The 19,503-nt window shown below is 64.6% G+C and carries 14 protein-coding genes and 1 pseudogene; 1 reads left to right on the top strand and 14 read right to left on the bottom strand.

Annotated elements, in window-relative coordinates:
- Positions 1–159: 159 nt before the first annotated feature.
- From FXN65_RS09545 to FXN65_RS09500, 10 genes are all read right to left on the bottom strand, one after another.
- Complete coding sequence (locus FXN65_RS09545) at positions 160–2,535, bottom strand: efflux RND transporter permease subunit (RefSeq protein WP_151132917.1); 2,376 nt, start codon at positions 2,533–2,535, stop codon at positions 160–162.
- Positions 2,536–2,554: 19 nt separating this feature from the next.
- Entirely contained in the window at positions 2,555–3,643 is a 1,089-nt protein-coding gene (locus FXN65_RS09540) for a WD40/YVTN/BNR-like repeat-containing protein (RefSeq protein ID WP_151132914.1), read from the bottom strand.
- Positions 3,644–3,844: 201 nt separating this feature from the next.
- A complete protein-coding gene (locus tag FXN65_RS09535; RefSeq protein WP_151132911.1) occupies positions 3,845–5,212 on the bottom strand; it encodes a DUF1329 domain-containing protein in 1,368 nt (455 codons plus the stop codon).
- 63 nt (positions 5,213–5,275) lie between these two features.
- Positions 5,276–7,312: a DUF1302 domain-containing protein gene (locus tag FXN65_RS09530; protein ID WP_151132908.1), complete on the bottom strand. Its 2,037-nt coding sequence runs from the start codon at positions 7,310–7,312 to the stop codon at positions 5,276–5,278.
- Positions 7,313–7,831: 519 nt separating this feature from the next.
- On the bottom strand, positions 7,832–10,489 hold the full coding sequence (pepN, locus tag FXN65_RS09525) for an aminopeptidase N (protein WP_151132906.1): 2,658 nt from the start codon (positions 10,487–10,489) through the stop codon (positions 7,832–7,834).
- Positions 10,490–10,644: 155 nt separating this feature from the next.
- Positions 10,645–11,475: a DUF2797 domain-containing protein gene (locus FXN65_RS09520; RefSeq protein ID WP_178119293.1), complete on the bottom strand. Its 831-nt coding sequence runs from the start codon at positions 11,473–11,475 to the stop codon at positions 10,645–10,647.
- Positions 11,475–11,735, bottom strand: a complete 261-nt coding sequence (locus FXN65_RS09515) for a YeaC family protein (RefSeq protein ID WP_151132903.1) — start codon at positions 11,733–11,735, stop codon at positions 11,475–11,477. Before FXN65_RS09515 ends, FXN65_RS09520 begins: the two co-directional genes overlap by 1 nt.
- 39 nt (positions 11,736–11,774) lie before the next feature.
- Positions 11,775–12,641, bottom strand: coding sequence for a rhomboid family intramembrane serine protease (locus tag FXN65_RS09510; RefSeq protein WP_151132900.1), 867 nt, complete (start codon positions 12,639–12,641; stop codon positions 11,775–11,777).
- On the bottom strand, positions 12,638–13,612 hold the full coding sequence (locus tag FXN65_RS09505; RefSeq protein ID WP_151132897.1) for a metallophosphoesterase: 975 nt from the start codon (positions 13,610–13,612) through the stop codon (positions 12,638–12,640). Before FXN65_RS09505 ends, FXN65_RS09510 begins: the two co-directional genes overlap by 4 nt.
- Positions 13,612–14,499 carry an NAD(+) kinase gene (locus FXN65_RS09500; RefSeq protein WP_151132895.1) on the bottom strand — a complete coding sequence of 296 codons (888 nt, stop codon included), beginning with the start codon at positions 14,497–14,499 and terminating at the stop codon, positions 13,612–13,614. Before FXN65_RS09500 ends, FXN65_RS09505 begins: the two co-directional genes overlap by 1 nt.
- 94 nt (positions 14,500–14,593) lie before the next feature.
- Between FXN65_RS09500 and FXN65_RS09495 the strand changes: the two genes are divergently transcribed.
- Positions 14,594–15,538 (top strand): DUF1853 family protein, encoded by a 945-nt coding sequence (locus tag FXN65_RS09495; protein WP_151132892.1) that lies wholly within the window; start codon positions 14,594–14,596, stop codon positions 15,536–15,538.
- Positions 15,539–15,622: 84 nt separating this feature from the next.
- On the opposite strand, the gene FXN65_RS09490 is transcribed toward FXN65_RS09495, so the two are convergent.
- The 4 genes and pseudogenes from FXN65_RS09490 to FXN65_RS09470 form a co-directional block, all read right to left on the bottom strand.
- On the bottom strand, positions 15,623–15,922 hold the full coding sequence (locus FXN65_RS09490; RefSeq protein WP_151132889.1) for a hypothetical protein: 300 nt from the start codon (positions 15,920–15,922) through the stop codon (positions 15,623–15,625).
- Between the two features lie 129 nt (positions 15,923–16,051).
- Positions 16,052–16,882, bottom strand: a pseudogene (locus tag FXN65_RS09480) (hypothetical protein); the annotation flags it as partial.
- A gap of 486 nt (positions 16,883–17,368) precedes the next feature.
- Positions 17,369–18,475: a cyclic nucleotide-binding domain-containing protein gene (locus FXN65_RS09475; RefSeq protein ID WP_151132881.1), complete on the bottom strand. Its 1,107-nt coding sequence runs from the start codon at positions 18,473–18,475 to the stop codon at positions 17,369–17,371.
- A gap of 4 nt (positions 18,476–18,479) precedes the next feature.
- Positions 18,480–19,445, bottom strand: coding sequence for a 1-aminocyclopropane-1-carboxylate deaminase/D-cysteine desulfhydrase (locus tag FXN65_RS09470; protein WP_244620754.1), 966 nt, complete (start codon positions 19,443–19,445; stop codon positions 18,480–18,482).
- Positions 19,446–19,503 lie beyond the last annotated feature (58 nt).

Below are 19,503 nucleotides of genomic sequence, written 5' to 3'. Positions count from 1 at the left end.
GAATCGGTGCGCGCAACGCCCCCTGCGCCAACCGTTCCGCACATCCCCAGTGGGAGCGAATTCATTCGTGATTGAGATCGCCCCCACTCGCCCCGTTCGATTCGAACGCCCATAAAAAAACCGCGGCATGTGCCGCGGTTCTTTTTCAAGCGATCAGGCTCAGTGGGCCAGCAGCGAACCACCGACCTTGCCGGCGAGCTTCTCCGGACGGATCAGGAAGCGCGCCAGGGCCGGCAGCAGCCACAGGGCACCGAACATGTTCCAGAGGAGCATGAAGGTCAGCATCAGCCCCATGTCGGCCTGGAACTTGATGGCGGAGAAGATCCAGGTGGCGACGCCGATGGCCAGGCAGAGGCCGGTGAAGAGCACGGCCTTGCCGGTGGACTTCAGGGTCTCGTAGTAGGCCTCCTGCAGCGGCAGGCCGGCACGCAGGAAGCTTTCCAGGCGGCTGTAGATGTAGATGCCGTAGTCGACACCGATACCCACGCCCAGTGCGATCACCGGCAGGGTCGCCACCTTCACGCCGATACCCAGCCAGGCCATCAGCGCGTTGCCCAGCACCGAGGTGAGGATCAGCGGCAGCACGATGCACAGGGTCGCGGCAATGGAGCGGAAGGTGATCAGGCACATCACGGCAACGCAGATGTACACCAGGATCAGGATGGTCAGTTCAGCCTGGGCGATCACCTCGTTGGTGGCCGCCTCGATGCCGGCGTTACCGGCAGCCAGGAGGAACTTCAGGCCGTCCTTGTCGTGCTCCTTGGCGAACTCTTCTACTACCGCCACGGCGCGGGACAGGGTCTCGGCCTTGTGATCGTTGAGGAACACCAGCACCGGTGCCAGCGAGCAATCAGAGTTGTACAGGCCTTCGGCGCGGCTGATGGAGTTGTTCAGCACGTCCTGGTTGCGGGACAGGGTTTCCCACTTCAGGTTGCCTTCGTTCATCCCTTTGATCACCTGCTTGGAGACGGTGACCATGGAGATGGCGGACTGCACGCCCGGCGTGTTCTCCATCTTCCACATCAGCTCATCCACCGGCGCCAGGGCCTCATGGGTGGAGCAGCCCTCGGGGCCGGTCTTGACCATGACCACCAGTACGTCGGAGCTGGTGGAGTAGTTGTTGATGATGAAGTTGTTGTCCTGGTTGTAGCGCGAGTCCGGACGCAGTTCCGGAGCGCCCTGGTCGAGGTCGCCGATCTTCAGGTTCTGGCCGTACCACAGGCCGCCACCGAAGCCGATCAGGGCGATGACCACGGAGATCGGCGCAACCACCGGGTGGGCGAAGTTGGACAGCAGGCGCCAGAACGGATGGTCGCGCTTGGCGTCCTTCTTGCTGCGCTCGACGGCCTTCTTGCTGATGCCCACGTAGGAGATCGCGACCGGCAGCAGGATCAGGTTGGTGAAGACGATCACCGCCACACCGATGGAGGCGCCGATGGCCAGCTCGCGGATCACGCCGATGTCGATGATCAGCAAGGTGATGAAGCCCACGGCGTCCGCCAGGATCGCGATCATGCCGGGCAGGAACAGCTGGCGGAAGGTGCGCCGGGCCGCCGTCAGGGCGTTGTCGGCATCACTGGATTGCAGGGCGATACCGTTGATCTTCTGCACGCCGTGGGAAATACCGATGGCGAAGATCAGGAACGGCACCAGCATCGAGTACGGGTCGAGACCGAAGCCGACGGTGTGCATCAGGCCCAACTGCCAGACCACCGCCACCAGCGTGGTGATGAGCACGGCGATGGTGCTGCGGATACACCAGGTGAACCAGTAGAGCAGCACCAGCGTGATGAGGAAGGCGATGCCGAAGAACATCACCACCATGATCAGGCCGTCGATCAGGTCGCCCACCTTCTTGGCGAAGCCCACCACATGGACTTTCACGTTGGGGTTCTGCGCCTGGTACTTTTCGCGGATCTTCTCTTCCAGCTCGTGGGAGAACTGGCGGTAGTCGAGCTTCATCAGCTTGCCCTGGTCGTTCGGGTCCGGGTAGGACTCGAGCAGGGGCACATCGACGATGCTGGACTTGAAGTTGTTGGCCACCAGGCGGCCGATCTGGCCGGACTTGAGCACGTTGTTGCGCAGCTCTTCCAGGCTGGCCGCGGAGCCGTCGTAGGTCTGCGGGATGACCTCGCCGCCGGCGAAGCCTTCCTCGGTCACTTCGGTCCAGCGAACACTCGGACTCCACAGGGACTTCAGGCCGGAACGGTCGACGCCGGGGATATAGAAGACCTCGTCGTGGATCTGCCGCAGGGTCTCCATGTACTCCTTGGTGAAGATGTCGCCGTTGACCGCTTCCACCGAGATCCGCACGGTGTTGCCCAGGTTGGCCAGGTCATTGCGGTGTTCGAGCATCTTCTGGATGTACGGATGATGCAGCGGGATCATCTTCTCGAAACTGGTGGACGGCCGTACGTGCATGGCCTGCCAGAAGAGGAAGACGCTGACCAGCAGGCAGATGACGATCACCGCCGGCCGGTTGTTGAAGATCAGGCGCTCCAGGAAGGTCGCCTTGTCCTGGTGATGGGTACTCATCGAAACTCTCCGCCTTCTCTTATAGTTGGCCCAGCTCGGCGCCGGTCGGGGACGCTACGCGTACACCGCCCTGTCCCACCAGGATCAGGTTGCCTTTCTCGTCGGCGATGACACTGGCCAGCGACAGTCGATCGCTACGGTTCACCACGGTGAAGCTGCGGCCACTGTCGGTGCTCTTCAGCACGCTGCCGCCGTGGCCAACCACTACCAGGCTGCCGTCGGGCAGCAGGGCGCCGCCGGACAGGCCGAACTCCAGTTCGCCATTGCCTGCTTTCAGCGGCACGGTTTCCCAGGTGTTGCCGAAGTCCGCGGAACGGAACAGGTGGCCGCGCAGGCCGTAGGCGATCACGACGCCCGGCTCGGCGGTCCCGAGGGCACCGAACAGCGAGCCCTCGTAGGGGCCTTCGAGGCGCTCCCAGGTCTCGCCCCAGTCGGCGGAGCGGAACATGCTGCCGGCCTCGCCCACTACGAACAGACCGGAGTCCTTCACAGCGGCGATGGCGTTGAGGTGGTACTGGTCTTCGTTGTCGAGGCGGTCGCTGGCGTCTTCCCAGTTCTTGCCACCGTCGCGGGTGGTCAGCAGAGCGCCATAGGCACCCACGGCGAAGCCGGTGCTGGCGTCCTTGAACCAGACGTCCAGCAGCGGGGCTTCCCGTTGCAGGTCTTCGAACTGCCGGGTCCAGGTCGCGCCACCGTCCTCGCTGGCGAGGATCTGCGCGTCGTGACCGACGGCCCAGCCTTTCTTGTCATCGATGAAATAGACAGCGGTGAGCATCTGGCGGGTAGGCACCTTGGCCTGGGTCCAGGACTTGCCGTTGTCGTCGGAATAGAGAATGTGGCCACGGTCGCCAACGGCCACCAGGCGCTTGCCAGCGTGGGCGACATCGAGCAGCAGGCTGCTCACGGCCTTGGGCGATTCGATGGAGAGGATGGGCGCATCAGCGGCCAGCGCGGACGCGGTTATGGGCGCAGCGGCTGCAGCAAGGACGGAGAGCACACTGAACAGCGAGAGCGCTTTGGCCAGCGGCGAGTGGAAGCGGAACGTCGGCTTGTGGAGGCTATCCACACAGAGGCCGGACGGGGTGCGCCGCATGACGGGCTCACTCATACACCTTTCCCCTTTTTGTTATAGGTGGACGCTGCCCAGGGCAGGCAGCGCACTAATCCTAGCCAGCTTTGGAAAGCGCGCACAATCAGCGGGACGTTATGTTTTGTTAAGCGCGGGTGGCGCTCTGTAACACGGGATTCCCGTTCCTCAAAAGAAAAAGGCCGCTACGAATAGCGGCCTTCTTCAGGGAGCACTGCGGGATCAGCGAGTACCGCGACGACGCAGGGCGGACGGCTTGAAGTAGCCATCGTCCGGCGTGGCCTGGGTGAAGTCGATGGTGGTCGGCTCTTCGTTGTCCAGGTTCTGCACGTGGTAGCGGCGAGCCTGCAGGTCGTGGAACACGTCGAGTGCGGACCAGGTGGTCGGCAGGTCGTAGTAGTTCTTCAGGTAGGCCACCGATACGCGCCACAGTTCGCCACGGCCGTCGTACTGGTCGACCACGGCGGCTTGCCAGCTGTCCTCGTCGAGGAACAGGGTGCGCTTGGAGTAGATGTGGCGGGCGCCGGACTTCAGGGTGCCTTCCACGACCCACACGCGGTGCAGTTCGTTGCGGGTAAAGGCCGGGTTCAGGTGGCCGGGCTGCAGCAGCTCCTTGTACTTAACTTCAGGGCTGGAAACCTTGTAGTTGTTGTACGGGATGTAGATTTCCTTCTTGCCCACCAGCTTCCAGTCGTAGCGGTCCGGAGCGCCGTTGAACATGTCGGTGTCGTCGGCGGTACGCAGGCCGTCGGCGGCAGCGATCGGGGTGTCGTAGGCAAGGTTCGGTGCACGGCGCACGCGACGCTGGCCGGCGTTGTAGCCCCAGGCCTGACGCGGCTCCTTCACCTGGTCGAGGGTCTCGTGGACCAGGGTGGCACCGCCCGCCAGGCGTGCCGGGCTCTTGGTGAAGGACAGGTAGTAGAACAGGATGTTGTTCAGGTCGGCGTAAGTACCTTGCGGGTTGTAGTACTTGAACCGGGCTTCCTGCTGCGAGGTCACCAGCGAGTAATCGCCGTTGCGCTGCACGGCCACTTCCGAGGCGCGGCGCACGATGTAGCTGCCGCGATAACGGGTGATGTGGTTCCACAGGGCCTCGACGCCGTTCTGCGGGATCGGGAACGGGATGCCGCCATAGGCGTCGGAAAAGCCGTTGCCACCGTCCAGCAGCTTGGCGGTGGTAGCGTTCTTGACGGTGTTGTCATACACCCACTGCGGCGCGGAGCCGGAGCGGCGGGTCTGGTACACCGGCATCTGGAAGCTGTCCGGGTAGGCGTTGAACAGGGCGATCTGACCGGGGGTCAGGTTGGCCTTGTACTTGTCCAGGTTCGCCTTGGTGATGGTGAACAGCGGCTTGTCTTCCGGGAACGGGTCCGGATGGTGCTGGCCGGACTTGTAGCCCGCAGGGGCCTGGGTGATGCCACCGGTCCAGGCCGGGATGGTGCCGGCGGCGTTACCGGCCTTCTCGGCACCGAAGGGGGTCAGGCTGGCGCCGAGTTTGGCGGCGTCCTGGGCCGAAACGGACGCCAGGGCGCTGCTGGCGGAGAGCGCCAGGGCAACCGCGGCGCTAATCAGCGAAAGCTTTTTCAGCATGTGGGTTCTCCGTGATGAGTCTGTATCGGGCGCCCCGGGACGCCCGTATTGTTCTTGTTGGTTTTAGAACGAGTACTTGACGCTGACGCCGATGTTGTCGCGGTCGCGAACCGAGTTGTTCTGGCCACCGCCGTAGAACTCGGTGTACTGCAGTTCGGCTTCCAGGCTGTTCAGGTAGGTCGCCTTGACGCCGAGGGTGTATGCCTTGCGACCTTCGATGAAGCTGCCGGTCTGGTAGGAGTTGCCCTCGAAGTCGTCCTTGTAGACGACGTAGGGGGAGATGTTCACGCCGGCGTAGACGTCGTTCCAGGTACCGGACACCAGCAGGGTGTAGCCATAGGCGTTCTTGTTGACCTGGTCGTCGCGATCGCCGCCGGACACATAGGAGTTGTTGCCACGGCCGGAGTAGTAGCGCTTCTGGCCGTTGAACGCGGTGTACTGCAGGTCGCTGCCACGCAGGTGCTCGGAAGCGAGCTCCGCCACGCCGATCAGGGAGTCGAAGGACAGCGACGGACCGAAGTTGTAGATGGTGCCCAGAGAGGTGTTGAAGGCTTCTACGCGCTCGGAGTTGTGAATCGAGTCACCCAGTTGCACGTCCTGGCCGCCGATGTTGACGGTGCGGCCGGACGCCAGGGACGGAGCCTGGAGCAGCAGGTCGCCCAGCAGGTCGTTGGTGGTGGCGATGCCGATCGGCAGGTTCGGGCGATAGGCCAGTTCACCGAATACCGAGGCGTCGCCCAGGGTGGTGTTGAAGCTGAAGCCGTACATGCGAATGTCTTCGGCATACTCGCGCTGCGCCTGAACCGCGTTGGCTACGTCGATAGTCGCCAAACCGCCAGCGGCAGTGGTGGAAGCGGTGGTCAGGGCGTTGGAGTAGGCACGCGCCAGAGCCGGGTTCAGCGCCGGATTTGCCAGTACCGCCTGCAGTTGAGCGACCGAGATGCCGGCCTGCGCTGCGACCGCCTGCTGCACCTGCGGTGCGAGCGCGGTAGAAGCCGCACCAGCGATCTGCGCAAGGTTCAGGCCCGCGTAATCGCCCAGGTTGGCCGCGATAGTCGGTTCCTTGGCGTGGTAGTTGACGAAGTAGAAGCCGAACTCGGTGGAGTTCAGTTCCTCGGCGATATAGCGGAATGCCACACCAAACTGGCCGTCGTTCTTGGCATTGATGTCCGGGCCGATGGAGGCCACTTTGATGTTGCCGTTTGCGTCAATGTTGCGGCCACCCTGGAGGCCACCAACACCGGCCGCACTCAGGCCGCCGTACAGCGGTGCGAGGGGCTGCAGGCGCGGTTGAGTCGAATAGGCCGTATTGCCGCCATCAGCGAACAGGTCGGTCTCGGAGTAGTAGGTGCCCACCGGGTCGATGGCCGATTCTTTCCAGTTCCACTGGTAGAAGGTTTCCATCGACAGGTTTTCGGTCAGGCCGACGTTGAAGCTCAGGGCTTCCACCGGCACCAGCACTTCCTTCAGTTCAGAGCCCGGCAGACGGAACTTGGCGGCGTCCACCGGGTTGGTGGTGTTCACGCCACCGCGGTAGAAAATGCCCTCACCCCAGTTGAACACCTGCTTGCCGATACGGCCGGTGACCGGCATGTCGGCCACGTCCCAGTTGCCGTAGAGGTAGGCGTCGAGGATCTGCGCATCACGGCCGGCCTTGTGACGGGTCTCGTAAGTGAAGCTGTCATCGTTCGGGAAGTTCTGGCTCGGCTGGGCCGGGTTGTTGTTGTCCAGGTAGTCGTTGCGCTTGTCCATGATCTGGGTGTCATAGAAAGCGGTGCCACGAACGAACATGCCGTAGTTCTTGTAGGTCGCTTCCAGGTCGGAAGTGATCTTGTAGACCTCGGAGACCAGGCCGGTATCGAAGTTGCGGTTACCGTCGTTGGTGTTGATGTCGTCGTTGTTCTTGTCGCGGCCCTGTACGCGCCACAGCTGGCCGTAGGAAACGGTGGTATCCAGCGAACCGGAAATTTCGTCGTTGGCGAAGCTGAACTCTACTGCCTGCGCCTGGGCGGCTACTAGCAGGGGCAGGATGCCGGCGAAGGCGAAACCTGCCTTGGCCGGTGCGAAACGCAACATGGGCTTGCGGGACTTGAGCTCCATCGAGTCTTACTCCGTGGACTGATCACTTTGTTATTGGCAGCCCGTCAGGCGGGCTTGTTTGTCCAGCCGCTTCGCGGCCTTGTCTTGCTTCGGCAGGAAATCCCCAGCGCAGAGCACACCCCGCTCGGAACGCACCGAAACAGGGCCAAATCATCAGCGGCTCTGCAACCATGGTGCCAAGTCGTAAATGAGCGTCAGAAAAACTCCGCAAGACATGCGACAAATTTCAGTCAAACAAGTGACTGATCATCCACTGATCAATTTCAATTTTTCTGTCCGATCTTGTCGGACGATCTGGCTCGATTTGTCACTCAAGATCACACTTGCAGGGCATGTACGCTCATACCAAAAGCTGTCTGGTCAAGGCTTTTCTGGGCTTTTAAGACCGCTTGCGCATAAACGTGCCCTGGAATATTTCCTTGAGTAACAAAAAAGTGTTACCGGAGCTAACCGGTAACACTTCATGAAGGGATGATTTCGGAGGGACGACAGCCCGCTCTCACGGGCTGTCGAAGAGCGTCAGGCGAGACTCTTGCTGACTACCTCGAAGACGTCGCTGGACAGCTCGCCGGAGGCGAGGATGCGTTCCAGTTCGGCCTTCATCAGCTGCTGGCGGCTGGCGTCGTACTTGCGCCAGCGGGTGAGCGGCGCCAACTGGCGGGAAGCGATCTGCGGGTTGAGCGCATTCAGCGTGATCACGTGGTCGGCAAGGAAACGGTAGCCGGCACCGTCGGCCCGGTGGAAGTTCACCAGGTTCTGGTTGGCGAAGGCACCGATCAGGGCTCGCACCTTGTTCGGGTTCTTCAGGGTGAAGGCGGGATGCGCCATCAACGCCTGGACGCGCTCCAGGCCGCCCGGCAGGCCGCAGCCGGCCTGGACGCTGAACCACTGGTCCATCACCAGCGGATCGTCCTTGAAGTAGTCGGCGAAACGCGCCAGGGCGTCGGCCTTCTCCTGCTCGAAGCCGGAATTCACCAGCACGGCCAGGGCCGAGAGGCGTTCGGTCATGTTGTCGCAGCCGTTGAATTGCTCCAGGCAGGCCTCCAGCACCTCAGACTTGCCGCTCTGCATCAGGTAGGACAGGGCGATGTTCTGCAGGGTGCGGCGGGCGATATGCGCAGCCTCGGCCACGTAGCCGGTGTCGCGGGAGAGCGCACGATTGGCCTTAAAACGGGCCAGCAGCGGCTGGAACAGGGCCTCGCCAATGGACTGGCGGGCGAACTCGCGGGCGGCGTGGATGGCGTCTACATCGGCCACTTCGCTGATCTCGGTGAGATAGGCCTCGCTCGGCAGCGAGAGCATCTCGGCCACCATCGCCTGATCGAGGGATTCGTCTTCCAGCAGGGTGCGGAAGGCCGTGATCAGGCGCGGGTCCAGCACCAGCTTCTCGCCGCGCTGATGCTGGCCGATCAGCTCCTGCAGGACCTGCACCGACAGCTGTTGCCCGGCTTCCCAGCGATTGAAGCCGTCGGAATCGTGCTGCATGAGGAACATCAGCTGGTCGCGGTCGTAGGGGAAGGCGAGCTTCACCGGCGCCGAGAAGCCGCGCAGCAGCGACGGCAGCGGACGCTCCGCGATATCGACGAAGGTGAAGGTCTGCTCGGCCCCGGTGACCGACAGCACGCGGTTGCCGCCCTGCGCCTTGGCTTCACCCGCCAGGCGCAGCGGAAGGTCGTTGCCGGCGGCATCCAGCAGGCCCAGCTCCACAGGGATGACGAAGGGTTGCTTGTCCTTCTGGCCCGGCGTGGCCGGGCAGCTCTGGCGGAAGGTCAGGCTGTAGGTCTTGGCCGCCGCGTCGTAGCTGTCTTCCACCTGCAGGCGCGGGGTGCCGGACTGGCTGTACCAGCGCTTGAACTGGGCCAGGTCGACGCCGTTGGCATCTTCCATGGCCTTGATGAAGTCGTCGCAGGTCACGGCCTGGCCGTCGTGGCGCTCGAAGTAGAGATCGGTGCCCTTGCGGAAGCCCTCGGCGCCCAGCAGGGTGTGGATCATCCGCACCACTTCCGAGCCTTTCTCGTAGACGGTCAGGGTGTAGAAGTTGGAAATCTCGATGAAGGAGTCCGGGCGCACCGGGTGGGCCATGGGGCCCGCGTCTTCGGCGAACTGGTTGGTGCGCAGGAAGGCCACGTCCTCGATGCGCTTGACGGTGCGCGAGTTCATGTCGGCGGAGAACTCCGCATCTCGGAACACGGTGAAGCCTTCCTTCAGCGACAGCTGGAACCAGTCGCGGCAGGTCACGCGGTTGCCCGACCAGTTGTGGAAGTACTCGTGTGCAACAACCGCCTCGACGCGCTGGTGCGCCGCGTCGGTTGCGGTCTCCGCCTTGGCCAGCACGCAACTGGAGTTGAAGATGTTGAGCCCCTTGTTCTCCATGGCGCCCATGTTGAAGTCGTTCACCGCGACGATCATGAAGATGTCCAGGTCGTACTCGCGGCCATAGACCTCCTCGTCCCAGCGCATGGACTTCTTCAGGCTGTCCATGGCGTGCTGGACCTTGTCGATGTTTTCCGGCTCGACGTAGATGCGCAGGGCCACTTCACGCTGGGTCATGGTGGTGAAGCTGTCTTCCACGCACCAGAGATCGCCTGCCACCAGGGCGAACAGGTATGCGGGTTTCTTGAAGGGGTCTTCCCAGGTGGCCCAGTGCCGACCGCCCTCCTCCGCCCCGCTGGCCACCGGGTTGCCGTTGGACAGCAGTACCGGGTAGCGATGCTGTTCCGCGCTGACGGTGGTGGTGAACTTGCTCATCACGTCCGGGCGGTCGAGGTAATAGGTGATCTTGCGGAAACCTTCGGCCTCGCACTGGGTGCAGAACATCTTGCCGGACTTGTACAGGCCTTCCAGCGCGGTGTTGGTTTCCGGGTGGATGCGTACGGTGCTGTCGAGGGTGAAGCTGGCCGCCTGCGGTTGCAGCGTCAGGTGGCTGTCCTCCAGCTGGTAATCGGCGGCGCCCAGCTCGCGATCATCCATGGACAGGGACAGTAGTTCCAGCTGCTGGCCGTCGAGCACCAGCGGCGGCAGGCCCTCGCCCCGTTCAGGGTTGCGGCGCATCACCAGCTGGGCGTGGACCAGGGTGTGGTCCTCGTACAGCTCGAAGGTCAGGTTGGTCTCGTCGATCAGGTAGTCGGGGGCCTGATAATCCTTGAGGTAGATGACTTTCGGTTGCTCGGTGCGCATGGTCGTCTCTTTGATTGCGGGGCGGCCCCTAAACCCTGGGCCGCTCTGGATGAATGGGTCAAGGTCGGAGTATGGCCTATTACCCTACCGACCTGATGACAAGGGCCTGCACGAAAAGTCGTCGGGCGAAGGCAGCTTTCGCCCTGGACCCGGAGCTATGCGGCGCTGATGGCCAACTGGTAGGCCGTGAACTTGCGCAGGTTGATCACGCCGGTATCGAGGATCAGGTACTGGCCCTTGATACCCCGCAGCGTACCCTCCACCACCGGCGTCTTGTCCAGATCGAAGCTGACGACCTTGGTCGGATAGGCATCGACCGGATAGCTGATCTCGATGGGCTGGACGTCGCTGACCGGCTGGATGGCCTGCAGGCCGAAACGATCCTGGAGCGCGCGGATGCCATCCGCGCAATGGTCGAACAGCTCGTCGCGAATGCCCTGGAGGTCCAGCGGCGGCGCCTCGCCCTTGAGCATGGCGCGCCAGTTGGTCCGGTCGGCCACCTGGCTGCGCAGCAGGTCTTCGACGAAGCCGGACTGCTGGCGGGTGGCCACGCGCATGATCGGCAGGGCCTGGCTGGCTCCCTGGTCGATCCAGCGGGTCGGCACCTGGCTGGCGCGGGTAATGCCCACCTTGACGCCCGATGAGTTGGCCAGATAGACCACGTGGTCGGTCATGCAGAAGCGCTCGCCCCACTCCGGCTCGCGGCAAGTGCCCTCGTCGTAGTGGCACTTCTCCGGGCTGACGATGCAGCTGTCGCACTGCGCCAGCTTGGTGAAGCAGGGGTAGCAGTAACCCTGGCTGAAGCTCTTCTTGGTCTTGCGCCCGCAGTGGATGCAATGGATGGCGCCGAGGAACTCCAGGCGCAGATGCTTGCCGATCAACGGGTTCGCCGCGATATCCGCCTCGCCGAGGCGGAAGCCGTATTGCACGGGTGTTTCAAGGCGCACCGACATCTTGCTGAGTGCGCCACGTCCTAGTTCCAGCATCAGTGAACCGAATTCGACTTGAACAGGATGTTGGGGATGGGTTCGGACTTGGAGCTGCACTCCTGAGGGCCCATGTAGCCGGTGCGCTCTTCCTCGGGCAGGTTCTTCAGCTCCCAGGCGATCACCGCCTGCAGCGACAGCTCCTTCTGCTCCTGGGTCAGCTTGCGGCCGTCCGGCCACTTGCCGATTTCCACGGCCAGCTTGAGGCTTTCGTAGACATCCTGGGTGATGTTGCTGATCAGATGGGCAAAAGACGACATGGGCGATTCGGGTCCTGGGAGTGGGACGGAGCGCGCATTCTACCGGCACAGACGCGCCAATGCACCGCCAAGCAGCCCGGTGGCGCAGCCGGCGACCAGGCCACCGACATGGGCGCCGTTGGCAATGGCGCCAAAGCCCAGGGTGGTGATCAGGCCGGACAGGCAGATCAGCAGCCAGACCAGCATCATCGCCATCACACCCGGTGGCAACCGGTAAGCCGGGCACGGCGCCAGGCGCTGGAATACCCAGCAATGGCCAAGCAGGCCGTAGAGCACGCCGGACAATCCGCCGAACAGGGTCGCGCCGCTGCTGAAGTACTGGGCGAAGTCCGATACCAGGCTGAAGCCCAGGGTCAGCACCAGCAGCATGAAGCCGCCCTGACGCGATTCGATACGCCGGCCCAGCTCCCAGAACCACATGCCGTTCATTGCCAGGTGGAGAATGCCGAAGTGGATCAGCATCGGCGAAACCAGGCGCCACCACTGCCCCGCTTCCAGGCTCTCGGCCAGCGGCGAGAAGTAGACGTAATCGCCCTCGATCTGGAAGTCCTGGAAGCTCAGCCAGCGAATGACCGAGAAGTTGTCCCCCAGGTTGGTAAGCGCGGCGACCACCAGGGTGACCAGCAATACCAGGCTGGTGATGCGGCTGTGCATGAGCTGTGCGAAGAATCCGGCACGCACGGGTGCTTTCGGCGCCTCCACTTGCAGCTGGAAATGCGGATCGCCGTCGGGGAAGCGCGCATAGAGTCCGCGCACCTGCTCCGCCAGTTGATCCCCGGGCACCCAGAGCACCTGTTCACCGGATTCCTCGCTGACGCGGTATGGCACGTCCAGGCGTTGCAGCAGGGCTATGAAGCCGGAAAGGTCCACCGTCAGGGGCAACCGCAATACTTCCACCGCACTCATCGGGGCACCTCGGGACGCTCCACTTCCACCCAGACGAACTTGTCCGGGTCCAGCCGGCTTTCCTGGTCGAGCCGATAGGCCACCAGCTTGCCGTACATCACTGCGCTGTAGTCCAGGCAGGCCAGGTTGCCGCGAATTGGCGCCGGTCGGCCGCGCCGCCAGTAATGGCCGACGAACAGCATGGGTTCCTGCGGCCCGTAACTGAGCAGGCGCGACTTGTGCGCCTGGGACAGGGGCTGGCTGGCCACCTGATCCGGCAGGGCGTCGGGCTGGAACACCACGTCGCCGTAGGTTTGCGGGTCCTCCGCCCAGAACTTGGTGCGGAACACCGAACGGGTGAAACCGTCGCTGCCGGTCAGGGTCATGCCGCCAGGCAGCGGCAGGTCGGTACCGCGCAGTAGGCGATCGAACACGCGGCCGGCGAAGCTGGAGGAGTCGGTGGCGGCTTTGACAAAGGCTTCGTTGATCCGCCCGTCCGGATGCATGTCCCGCAGGGCGGCGATCATCGCGCTGTCCCAGCAGGCGTGCACCATGCGGAAACGGCCACCATCGAGGAACAGCGGCAATTCGTAGAACCAGCCGAGGAAATCCCGCCAGTCCGCCGGGTGGCCTTCGAACTGTTCCAGGGTTTCCTTGATCAGCCGGGTATGACGCGGCGTGTGCTCACGGACGAAATGACGGCCGCTGCCCGGTGGCGCCGGCGTGCTCCAGGCCAGGGCGTTGTACTCGTGGTTGCCCATGATGCACAGCGCCTGCCCGGCCTCCACCATGGCGTGCACCAGGTGCAGCGCCTCGCGGATGCGCGGCCCCCGGTCGACGATGTCGCCCAGGAACAGCGCCATCCGCTGCGGGTGCCGCCAGACATCCCCCTGCTTGCGATACCCCAGGCGTTCGAGCAGGCGCTCCAGGGTATGGGCGCAACCGTGGACGTCGCCGATCAGGTCGTAGCCACGGGCGGGATCGAGGCTCATCAGTCGCCTCCACCCAGTCGGCTGCCCCAGCCCAGCTTGGTCCGGCAGACCTCGTAATAGTTGTGATCGAGGGGGTGGATCAGGCGCAGCTTCTGCGGCTTCTTGGCCACCGTGATGGTGTCGCCCGGGGCACAGGTGAAGTGGTTCTGGCCGTCGCACGAGACCAGGGGGTAGATCTGCAGATTGGGCGAAACCACGATCTTCAGCTCGCTGGTGCTGTCCACCACTATGGGCCGGCTGGACAGGGTGTGCGGATACATGGGCACGACCACTATGGCGTCGAGCTTGGGATGCATGATCGGACCACCGGCGGACAGCGCGTAGGCCGTGGAGCCGGTGGGCGTGGCGATGATCAGGCCGTCGGCCTTCTGGCTGCAGACGAACTGGCCGTCAATGTGCAGTTCGAATTCGATCATCCGCGTCGACTTGCCAGGATGCAGCACCACGTCGTTCAGTGCGTCGCCCTGGCCAATGGCTTCGCCGTGGCGACGGACTTCGGCCTCCAGCAGGAAACGCGTCTCGACGCTGTAGCGGCCGTCCAGCACCTCGGCCACCTTCACTTCCAGCTCGTCGGGACGAATGTCGGTGAGGAAACCCAGGCTGCCACGGTTGATCCCCAGTACCGGCACGTTGTGCCGAGCCAGGGCGCGGGCGGCGCCGAGCATGCTGCCATCGCCGCCGACGACGATCACCAGGTCGCACACCTCGCCGAGGATCTTCCGCGAAGAGGTCTGCAGGCCGTGGCCCGGCAGCACTTCGGCGATGGTGTCTTCGAGAATGACGTGGAGATGGCGGTCCAGCAGGAATCTTTTCAGCCGGCGAATGGTGTCGAGCACATGGGAACTACCCAGGCGACCGATGATGCCGATATTGCGAAATTGCTCCATGGGACTCCAGAGCGGCATTGGCGAGGTGAGGAATGGCGAAATTATGGGGGATAGCAGCGGACAGCGGCAAACCGCCGTCGGCTATGCTCGCAGCATGCACGCCTTCGAATCGCTGACCGACCTTCCCCGACAACTGCGCCATTGCGGCGTGCGCGACCTCGCGTGGGCCCTGCTCTCACCGCCGCTGCTCAGCCAACCGCCCTGGCGCCAGCGCCACCCGCTCAGCGCGAGCGGCTGGTTCAGCCATCCCGACCTCCTCGCCGACTGGCTGTGCGCACTCGACCGGCAACCCGCCGTTCTCGACCAGTGGCTGGCCCAGGCCCCCAGCCGGCGCCTGGGCCTCTACTACGAGCGTCTCTGGCAATTCGCCCTGGACCAGGCCCCCGATGTGGAGCTGCTGGCGGCCAACCTGCCGATCCGCATCGCCGGCCAGACCCTCGGCGAGCTCGACCTGCTGCTGCGTGACGCCGAGGGTGTGCACCACCTGGAGCTGGCGATCAAGCTCTACCTGGGACCGCGCCATGGCGACGGCAGCAACGCCTCCGAGTGGCTCGGGCCAGGCAGCCACGACCGCCTCGACCTCAAGCTCGAGCACCTCAGCCAGCACCAGCTGCCACTGTCGTCCAACCCGGAAAGCCGCCAGGTACTCGACCGGCTGGATGCCCAGCCGGCCAGCGCCGAACTCTGGCTGGGCGGCTACCTCTTCTACCCCTGGCCGGGCAACTGCACGGCGCCACAAGGCGCCAACCCGGGCCACCTGCGCGGGCAATGGCTGCGCCAGAACGAACTGGACGACTTTCTCGCGCAGACAGAAGACGGCAGCTGGCAGCCCCTGCCCCGGCAATCCTGGCTGGCGCCCGCCGTCAGCGAAGCCGAGGACCGCTGGAGCACGGAGCGTTTCCAGCACTGGCGCGAACAGCTGGAGCCGGACAGCCCCGCGCGCCTGCTGGTGCGTCTGGTGCCTCATGGGGATGGACGCTGGAAGGAAGCGGAGCGCGCCTTCGTGGTCAGTGACCGCTGGCCACTGGCGCCGCTGTAGGGCGCGCGGCTCGCCCCGGGCAAAGAGTTCCCCGAAACGCGCAGCGCCCGCAGCCGGAATGGCCGCGGGCGCTGGCTCGACCCCTTACTGCGCAACCACCGGACTAGTCCGCACGGTACCAAAGGCCGAGCGCGCCGTGGCGCCGGGGTTGCTGCTGGGCGCAATGCTGGAATTGCTCACCGTCACCCGCCAGGTGCCGTTGGCCGCCGGTGTGGCGGTCCCCAACGGGGTCACGCCGGCGCTGCTGGTGACTTCCACGCGGATGCTGTTGCCGGCCGGTCGCGACGTGGTGCCGCTGATGCCCCAGTCATAGCGCCGTGCCGACGGCACCAGGATACCGACGATGCCCGTGAGCAGCCCGCCCAGGGCGCCCGTGGTACGCACCGTGGCCGATGGGCGGCTGGGTCAGGCTGGCGACGGCGGATCGCCCACCGGGTCGATGGATTCGCGGAAGCACAGGCTGGCGCCAGCGGTGGAACTGCCGAACACCGAGATCCAGGTGCGCGCGGCACTGCGGCTGTAGCTGGCCCGAGGAACTTCCAGCGCGGTGCCCGCACGGCTACTCAAGACCTTGCCGGACAGACTGAACAGGCTGGTATGGGCCACCTGGCCGCCGGGGCCTTCGATGCGCACGTAGTGGGTGCCGAAGGGGCTGCCGGTGACCTGCTCGGCGAGATTGGGGTCACCGATGAAGGTCTCCACCACACCGGTCTGCGGATCGGTTTCCCGGTAGGGGCCGTTGCGGCTCACCCGCTACGGGCCCAGGCTGCCAGCCAGGGCGCCGCGAAAGTCGCCCGGAGCGCCAATGCCGATATCGCGGGTCATGTCGATGGCGCGGGTTCCAGGCGCATCCACCTGAAACACGTCGACCCCGTATGGGTGGGTCACGGTATAGGTGCCAGCGCTGGGCACCGTCACGCGGATACGGATGCGGGCGAAGCTGATCGGGTCGCCTTCCGCCGGCAACTCGCCATTGAAGGCCGCCTCCAGCGCCGAGACATGGAGCAGGTCGATGCCGCTGGCGGCATCGCTGATGAGGGTCTCCCCGGTGAACCAGAAGGCCTCGTCGGGAAAATTGCCAGGGAAGCTGATGGGCCGGATGTCGTCGAATACCCCTGCGCTGGGAATCAGGGTGCACATGCTGCTGCCCGGCACCATGGAGCTCTTCGCCCTGGACAGGCAGAGGTCCAGGACCCGGCCATGGGTGTCCTGGTACCAGGCGGCGAAGAAGCCGTTGGCCGGGGTGGGGGCGCCCTGGTCAACCGCGTAGAGCGCTGCCCGGACCGGCTGCAGGTCAACGCCCAGGATCAGCGAAACTGCGACTGTTGTGGCTGTTATACGCATGGCATTGCCCTTCTATGCTGGTGAGTTTCAGCCGTAGAAATGCCTGGGCGCCGGCCACGAGGAGACCTCCTCGGGAAGTTGCCCAAGTGCGGACGAAGTAATGGGAAACGCGGCGACAATGGTTGGGATTGCAGTATCCGGCGTGTTGGCGGAAGGCACTGCAATGGCCCCGGCGAAGACGCCGCACCGACGGAAACCGGCCACTCCGAGAGGAATGGGGCATCCGCGTCATCAGCGTCGTAGAGGGGCTGGAGGCGCGCAACAGTATCAAGTCGATAGTCGGAAAGTCAGACCGAAACCGGTCACCCGAAAGTGGGTGCCGGATATGCGCTGCGAACTTCCAGCGGAACTTCGGAGAAACCGCCGCCTCAGGCAACGGCATGAACTTTCGCAAACTTCAGATTACCGGCGGAAAACTTCACCGGTGCACGTCGATGTCCCCAGTTGTGGGGCGGGAAATGAACTTGTCTATGCGACGTGAGGGGATCAACGGCTGCGTTCGATCCGGCCGCCGGAACGGGCCAGGTAGCCGGCACCGGTCTCGCTGATCAACGCATCCCGCTGCAAGGCCGGCAACGCGTCCAGGCCGTCTCGCAGCGCGTAGGCGCGAAAGCCCAGCTGGGAAAGCATGAACACGGCACTGGCGCTGCGCTTGCCGCTGTCGCAATAGCAGAGATAGGTTCCACCGTTGTTCAGCAGCCGCGCCTTCAGGCGCAGCAGATGCAGGGGCATGTTCAGGGCCTCGGGCGCATGGGCGCGCTCGTATTCCTCCTGCAGGCGCACGTCCAGCCACTGGCCGCCGCTGCCCAGCATGCGCACCGCTTCGCCGAGGCTGACCTCGTCCACCACCGGTGCCTTGAGCAGTTCGAGGAAGTCCTCCCGGTCCAGCCGCTGCAGCACGCTGTCTTCCAGCAGGGTGACGCTGGCGTTGCGCGGACAATCCCCCAGCAGCGCTTCTTCACCAAAGCAGGCGCCCACTTCCAGTTCGGCCAGCAACTGCTGCTCGCTGCCGGCACCGCGAATGACTTCGGCGCGGCCGGACTGCAGGAAGTAGCAACAGTCCCCGGTCTCCCCTTCTCCCATCACTTGGCTGCCCGCCGGCAGCTCCACCCGCCGCAGGCGCTCCAGCATGCTGCGCACGTTGGCTGGCGGCACCCTGGCCAGCAATGGGCTGGCGAGCAGGGTTTCGAGCCACTCGCTGTCGCCATCCGGGCTGAGCTCAAGCATCAGGTCCTGGTGGGTCGAGCCCCAGGTCAGCTGACGCGCCAGCGTGGCGCTGTCGATGGCGAGCAGGGAGCAGTCGCGAAGCGCCAGGGCTTCGTGCAGGCGCGGCAGGGTCGGCGAAACAGGATGGCAACTGGCTTCACTGCCCGCTTCCAGGCGGGTCTCGACGCCATCGGCATCCCGCAGGAGCAGTTCGCCGGACAGCAAGTACCAGGTCACCCGCGCATGGTCCTCACGCCGGAACAGCAGTTGCCCGGCCAGCAAGGGCTGGGGCACCAGCTGCGAGCGCAACTCGCGCCACTGCTGGTCGGACAGGGCATTGAGGGGGATGAGGCTGCGCAGTTGCTGGGGAATCAGGGGTTCGCTCATGGACTCATCCTTGGGCTTCCACTGCCTGGTCAGTGTAGCCGGCCAGTCGCAACAGTTCGTCGTGCAGGGCTCTTCGCCCTTGCAGGCCGCCGGTGTGGAGCAGCACCAGGCGGCTGCCCGAGGGGATTCGGCCGGCGCGTGCTTCGTCGCGGATGGCCAGCAGGGCCTTGGCGGTATAGAGGGGTTCCAGGCCGACTCCGCCGTCGCGCTCGCAGTCCAGCAGGAAGCGCGCGAGCTCGGCATCCAGTCGGGCGAAGCCGCCACGACTGGCGTCGACCAGCCGGTAGCCCGCATCGGTGCAGCCGGCCTCGGCGAGGATGCCACTCACCTGCGCGGGCACACCGTGATCCACTGGTACCGCCAGGGCGCCGATCACCGGATGCGCGCCCGCCTCGCCCAGCACCAGCCCGGCCAGGGTGGTACCGGTGCCGACAGCGGTCCACAGGCTGTGGTAGTCCCCCCAGCCAAGCGCGGGGAGTTGCTCGCGGATCATCGCCACCAGGGCGGCGCAGCCCTGGGCACCCGTCAGGCCGCCACCCCCTTCGGGCACCGGCTGGTAACCCGGGTAGCGCTGCAGCCAGGGCTCCCAGAAATTGGCCTGATGGCGCGCCCGGTAACCGCCGTAGCCCAGCCAATGCAGCGCCATGCCGAAACGCCGGAGGTCCTGCGCGGTCGGTGTGTCCTGGGGCTCGCCACGCAGCAATCCGACGGTGGGAAAACCGAAGCGCGCACCGGCGGCGGCCAGCGCGTGCAAATGGTTGGAGTGGGCGCCGCCGAGACTGATCAGACCCTCGGCGCCGTCACGCCCGGCCCTGGCCAGCCAGGGCGCCAGCTTGAACCACTTGTTGCCGGAAACCAGCGGGTCCAGTGCGTCCAGGCGCAGCACGGCCAGCTCCAGCCCGGCGGCGTCCAGCCAGGGCAGGCGCAAGGGCTCGAGTACGGCGCGGGGATTCCAGTCAGGCAGGATCAGGGGCAATGTCGGGTCCGTTGGCGTCCAGGGAGGGGGCGCAAGGATAGATCAGGCACCG

Source organism: Pseudomonas lalkuanensis, from assembly GCF_008807375.1.
Classification (GTDB): Bacteria; Pseudomonadota; Gammaproteobacteria; order Pseudomonadales; family Pseudomonadaceae; genus Metapseudomonas; species Metapseudomonas lalkuanensis.
Note: the sequence above shows the minus strand (reverse complement) of the source record. Positions and strands in the feature narration are given on the sequence as shown.

Bases quoted from the DNA above. Each gene is read 5' to 3' on its own strand.
- FXN65_RS09545 (WP_151132917.1), bottom strand. From the start codon at position 2,535: ATGAGTACCCATCACCAGGACAAGGCGACCTTCCTGGAGCGCCTGATC.
- FXN65_RS09540 (WP_151132914.1), bottom strand. From the start codon at position 3,643: ATGAGTGAGCCCGTCATGCGGCGCACCCCGTCCGGCCTCTGTGTGGAT.
- FXN65_RS09535 (WP_151132911.1), bottom strand. From the start codon at position 5,212: ATGCTGAAAAAGCTTTCGCTGATTAGCGCCGCGGTTGCCCTGGCGCTC.
- FXN65_RS09530 (WP_151132908.1), bottom strand. From the start codon at position 7,312: ATGGAGCTCAAGTCCCGCAAGCCCATGTTGCGTTTCGCACCGGCCAAG.
- pepN (WP_151132906.1), bottom strand. From the start codon at position 10,489: ATGCGCACCGAGCAACCGAAAGTCATCTACCTCAAGGATTATCAGGCC.
- FXN65_RS09520 (WP_178119293.1), bottom strand. From the start codon at position 11,475: ATGCTGGAACTAGGACGTGGCGCACTCAGCAAGATGTCGGTGCGCCTT.
- FXN65_RS09515 (WP_151132903.1), bottom strand. From the start codon at position 11,735: ATGTCGTCTTTTGCCCATCTGATCAGCAACATCACCCAGGATGTCTAC.
- FXN65_RS09510 (WP_151132900.1), bottom strand. From the start codon at position 12,641: ATGAGTGCGGTGGAAGTATTGCGGTTGCCCCTGACGGTGGACCTTTCC.
- FXN65_RS09505 (WP_151132897.1), bottom strand. From the start codon at position 13,612: ATGAGCCTCGATCCCGCCCGTGGCTACGACCTGATCGGCGACGTCCAC.
- FXN65_RS09500 (WP_151132895.1), bottom strand. From the start codon at position 14,499: ATGGAGCAATTTCGCAATATCGGCATCATCGGTCGCCTGGGTAGTTCC.
- FXN65_RS09495 (WP_151132892.1), top strand. From the start codon at position 14,594: ATGCACGCCTTCGAATCGCTGACCGACCTTCCCCGACAACTGCGCCAT.
- FXN65_RS09475 (WP_151132881.1), bottom strand. From the start codon at position 18,475: ATGAGCGAACCCCTGATTCCCCAGCAACTGCGCAGCCTCATCCCCCTC.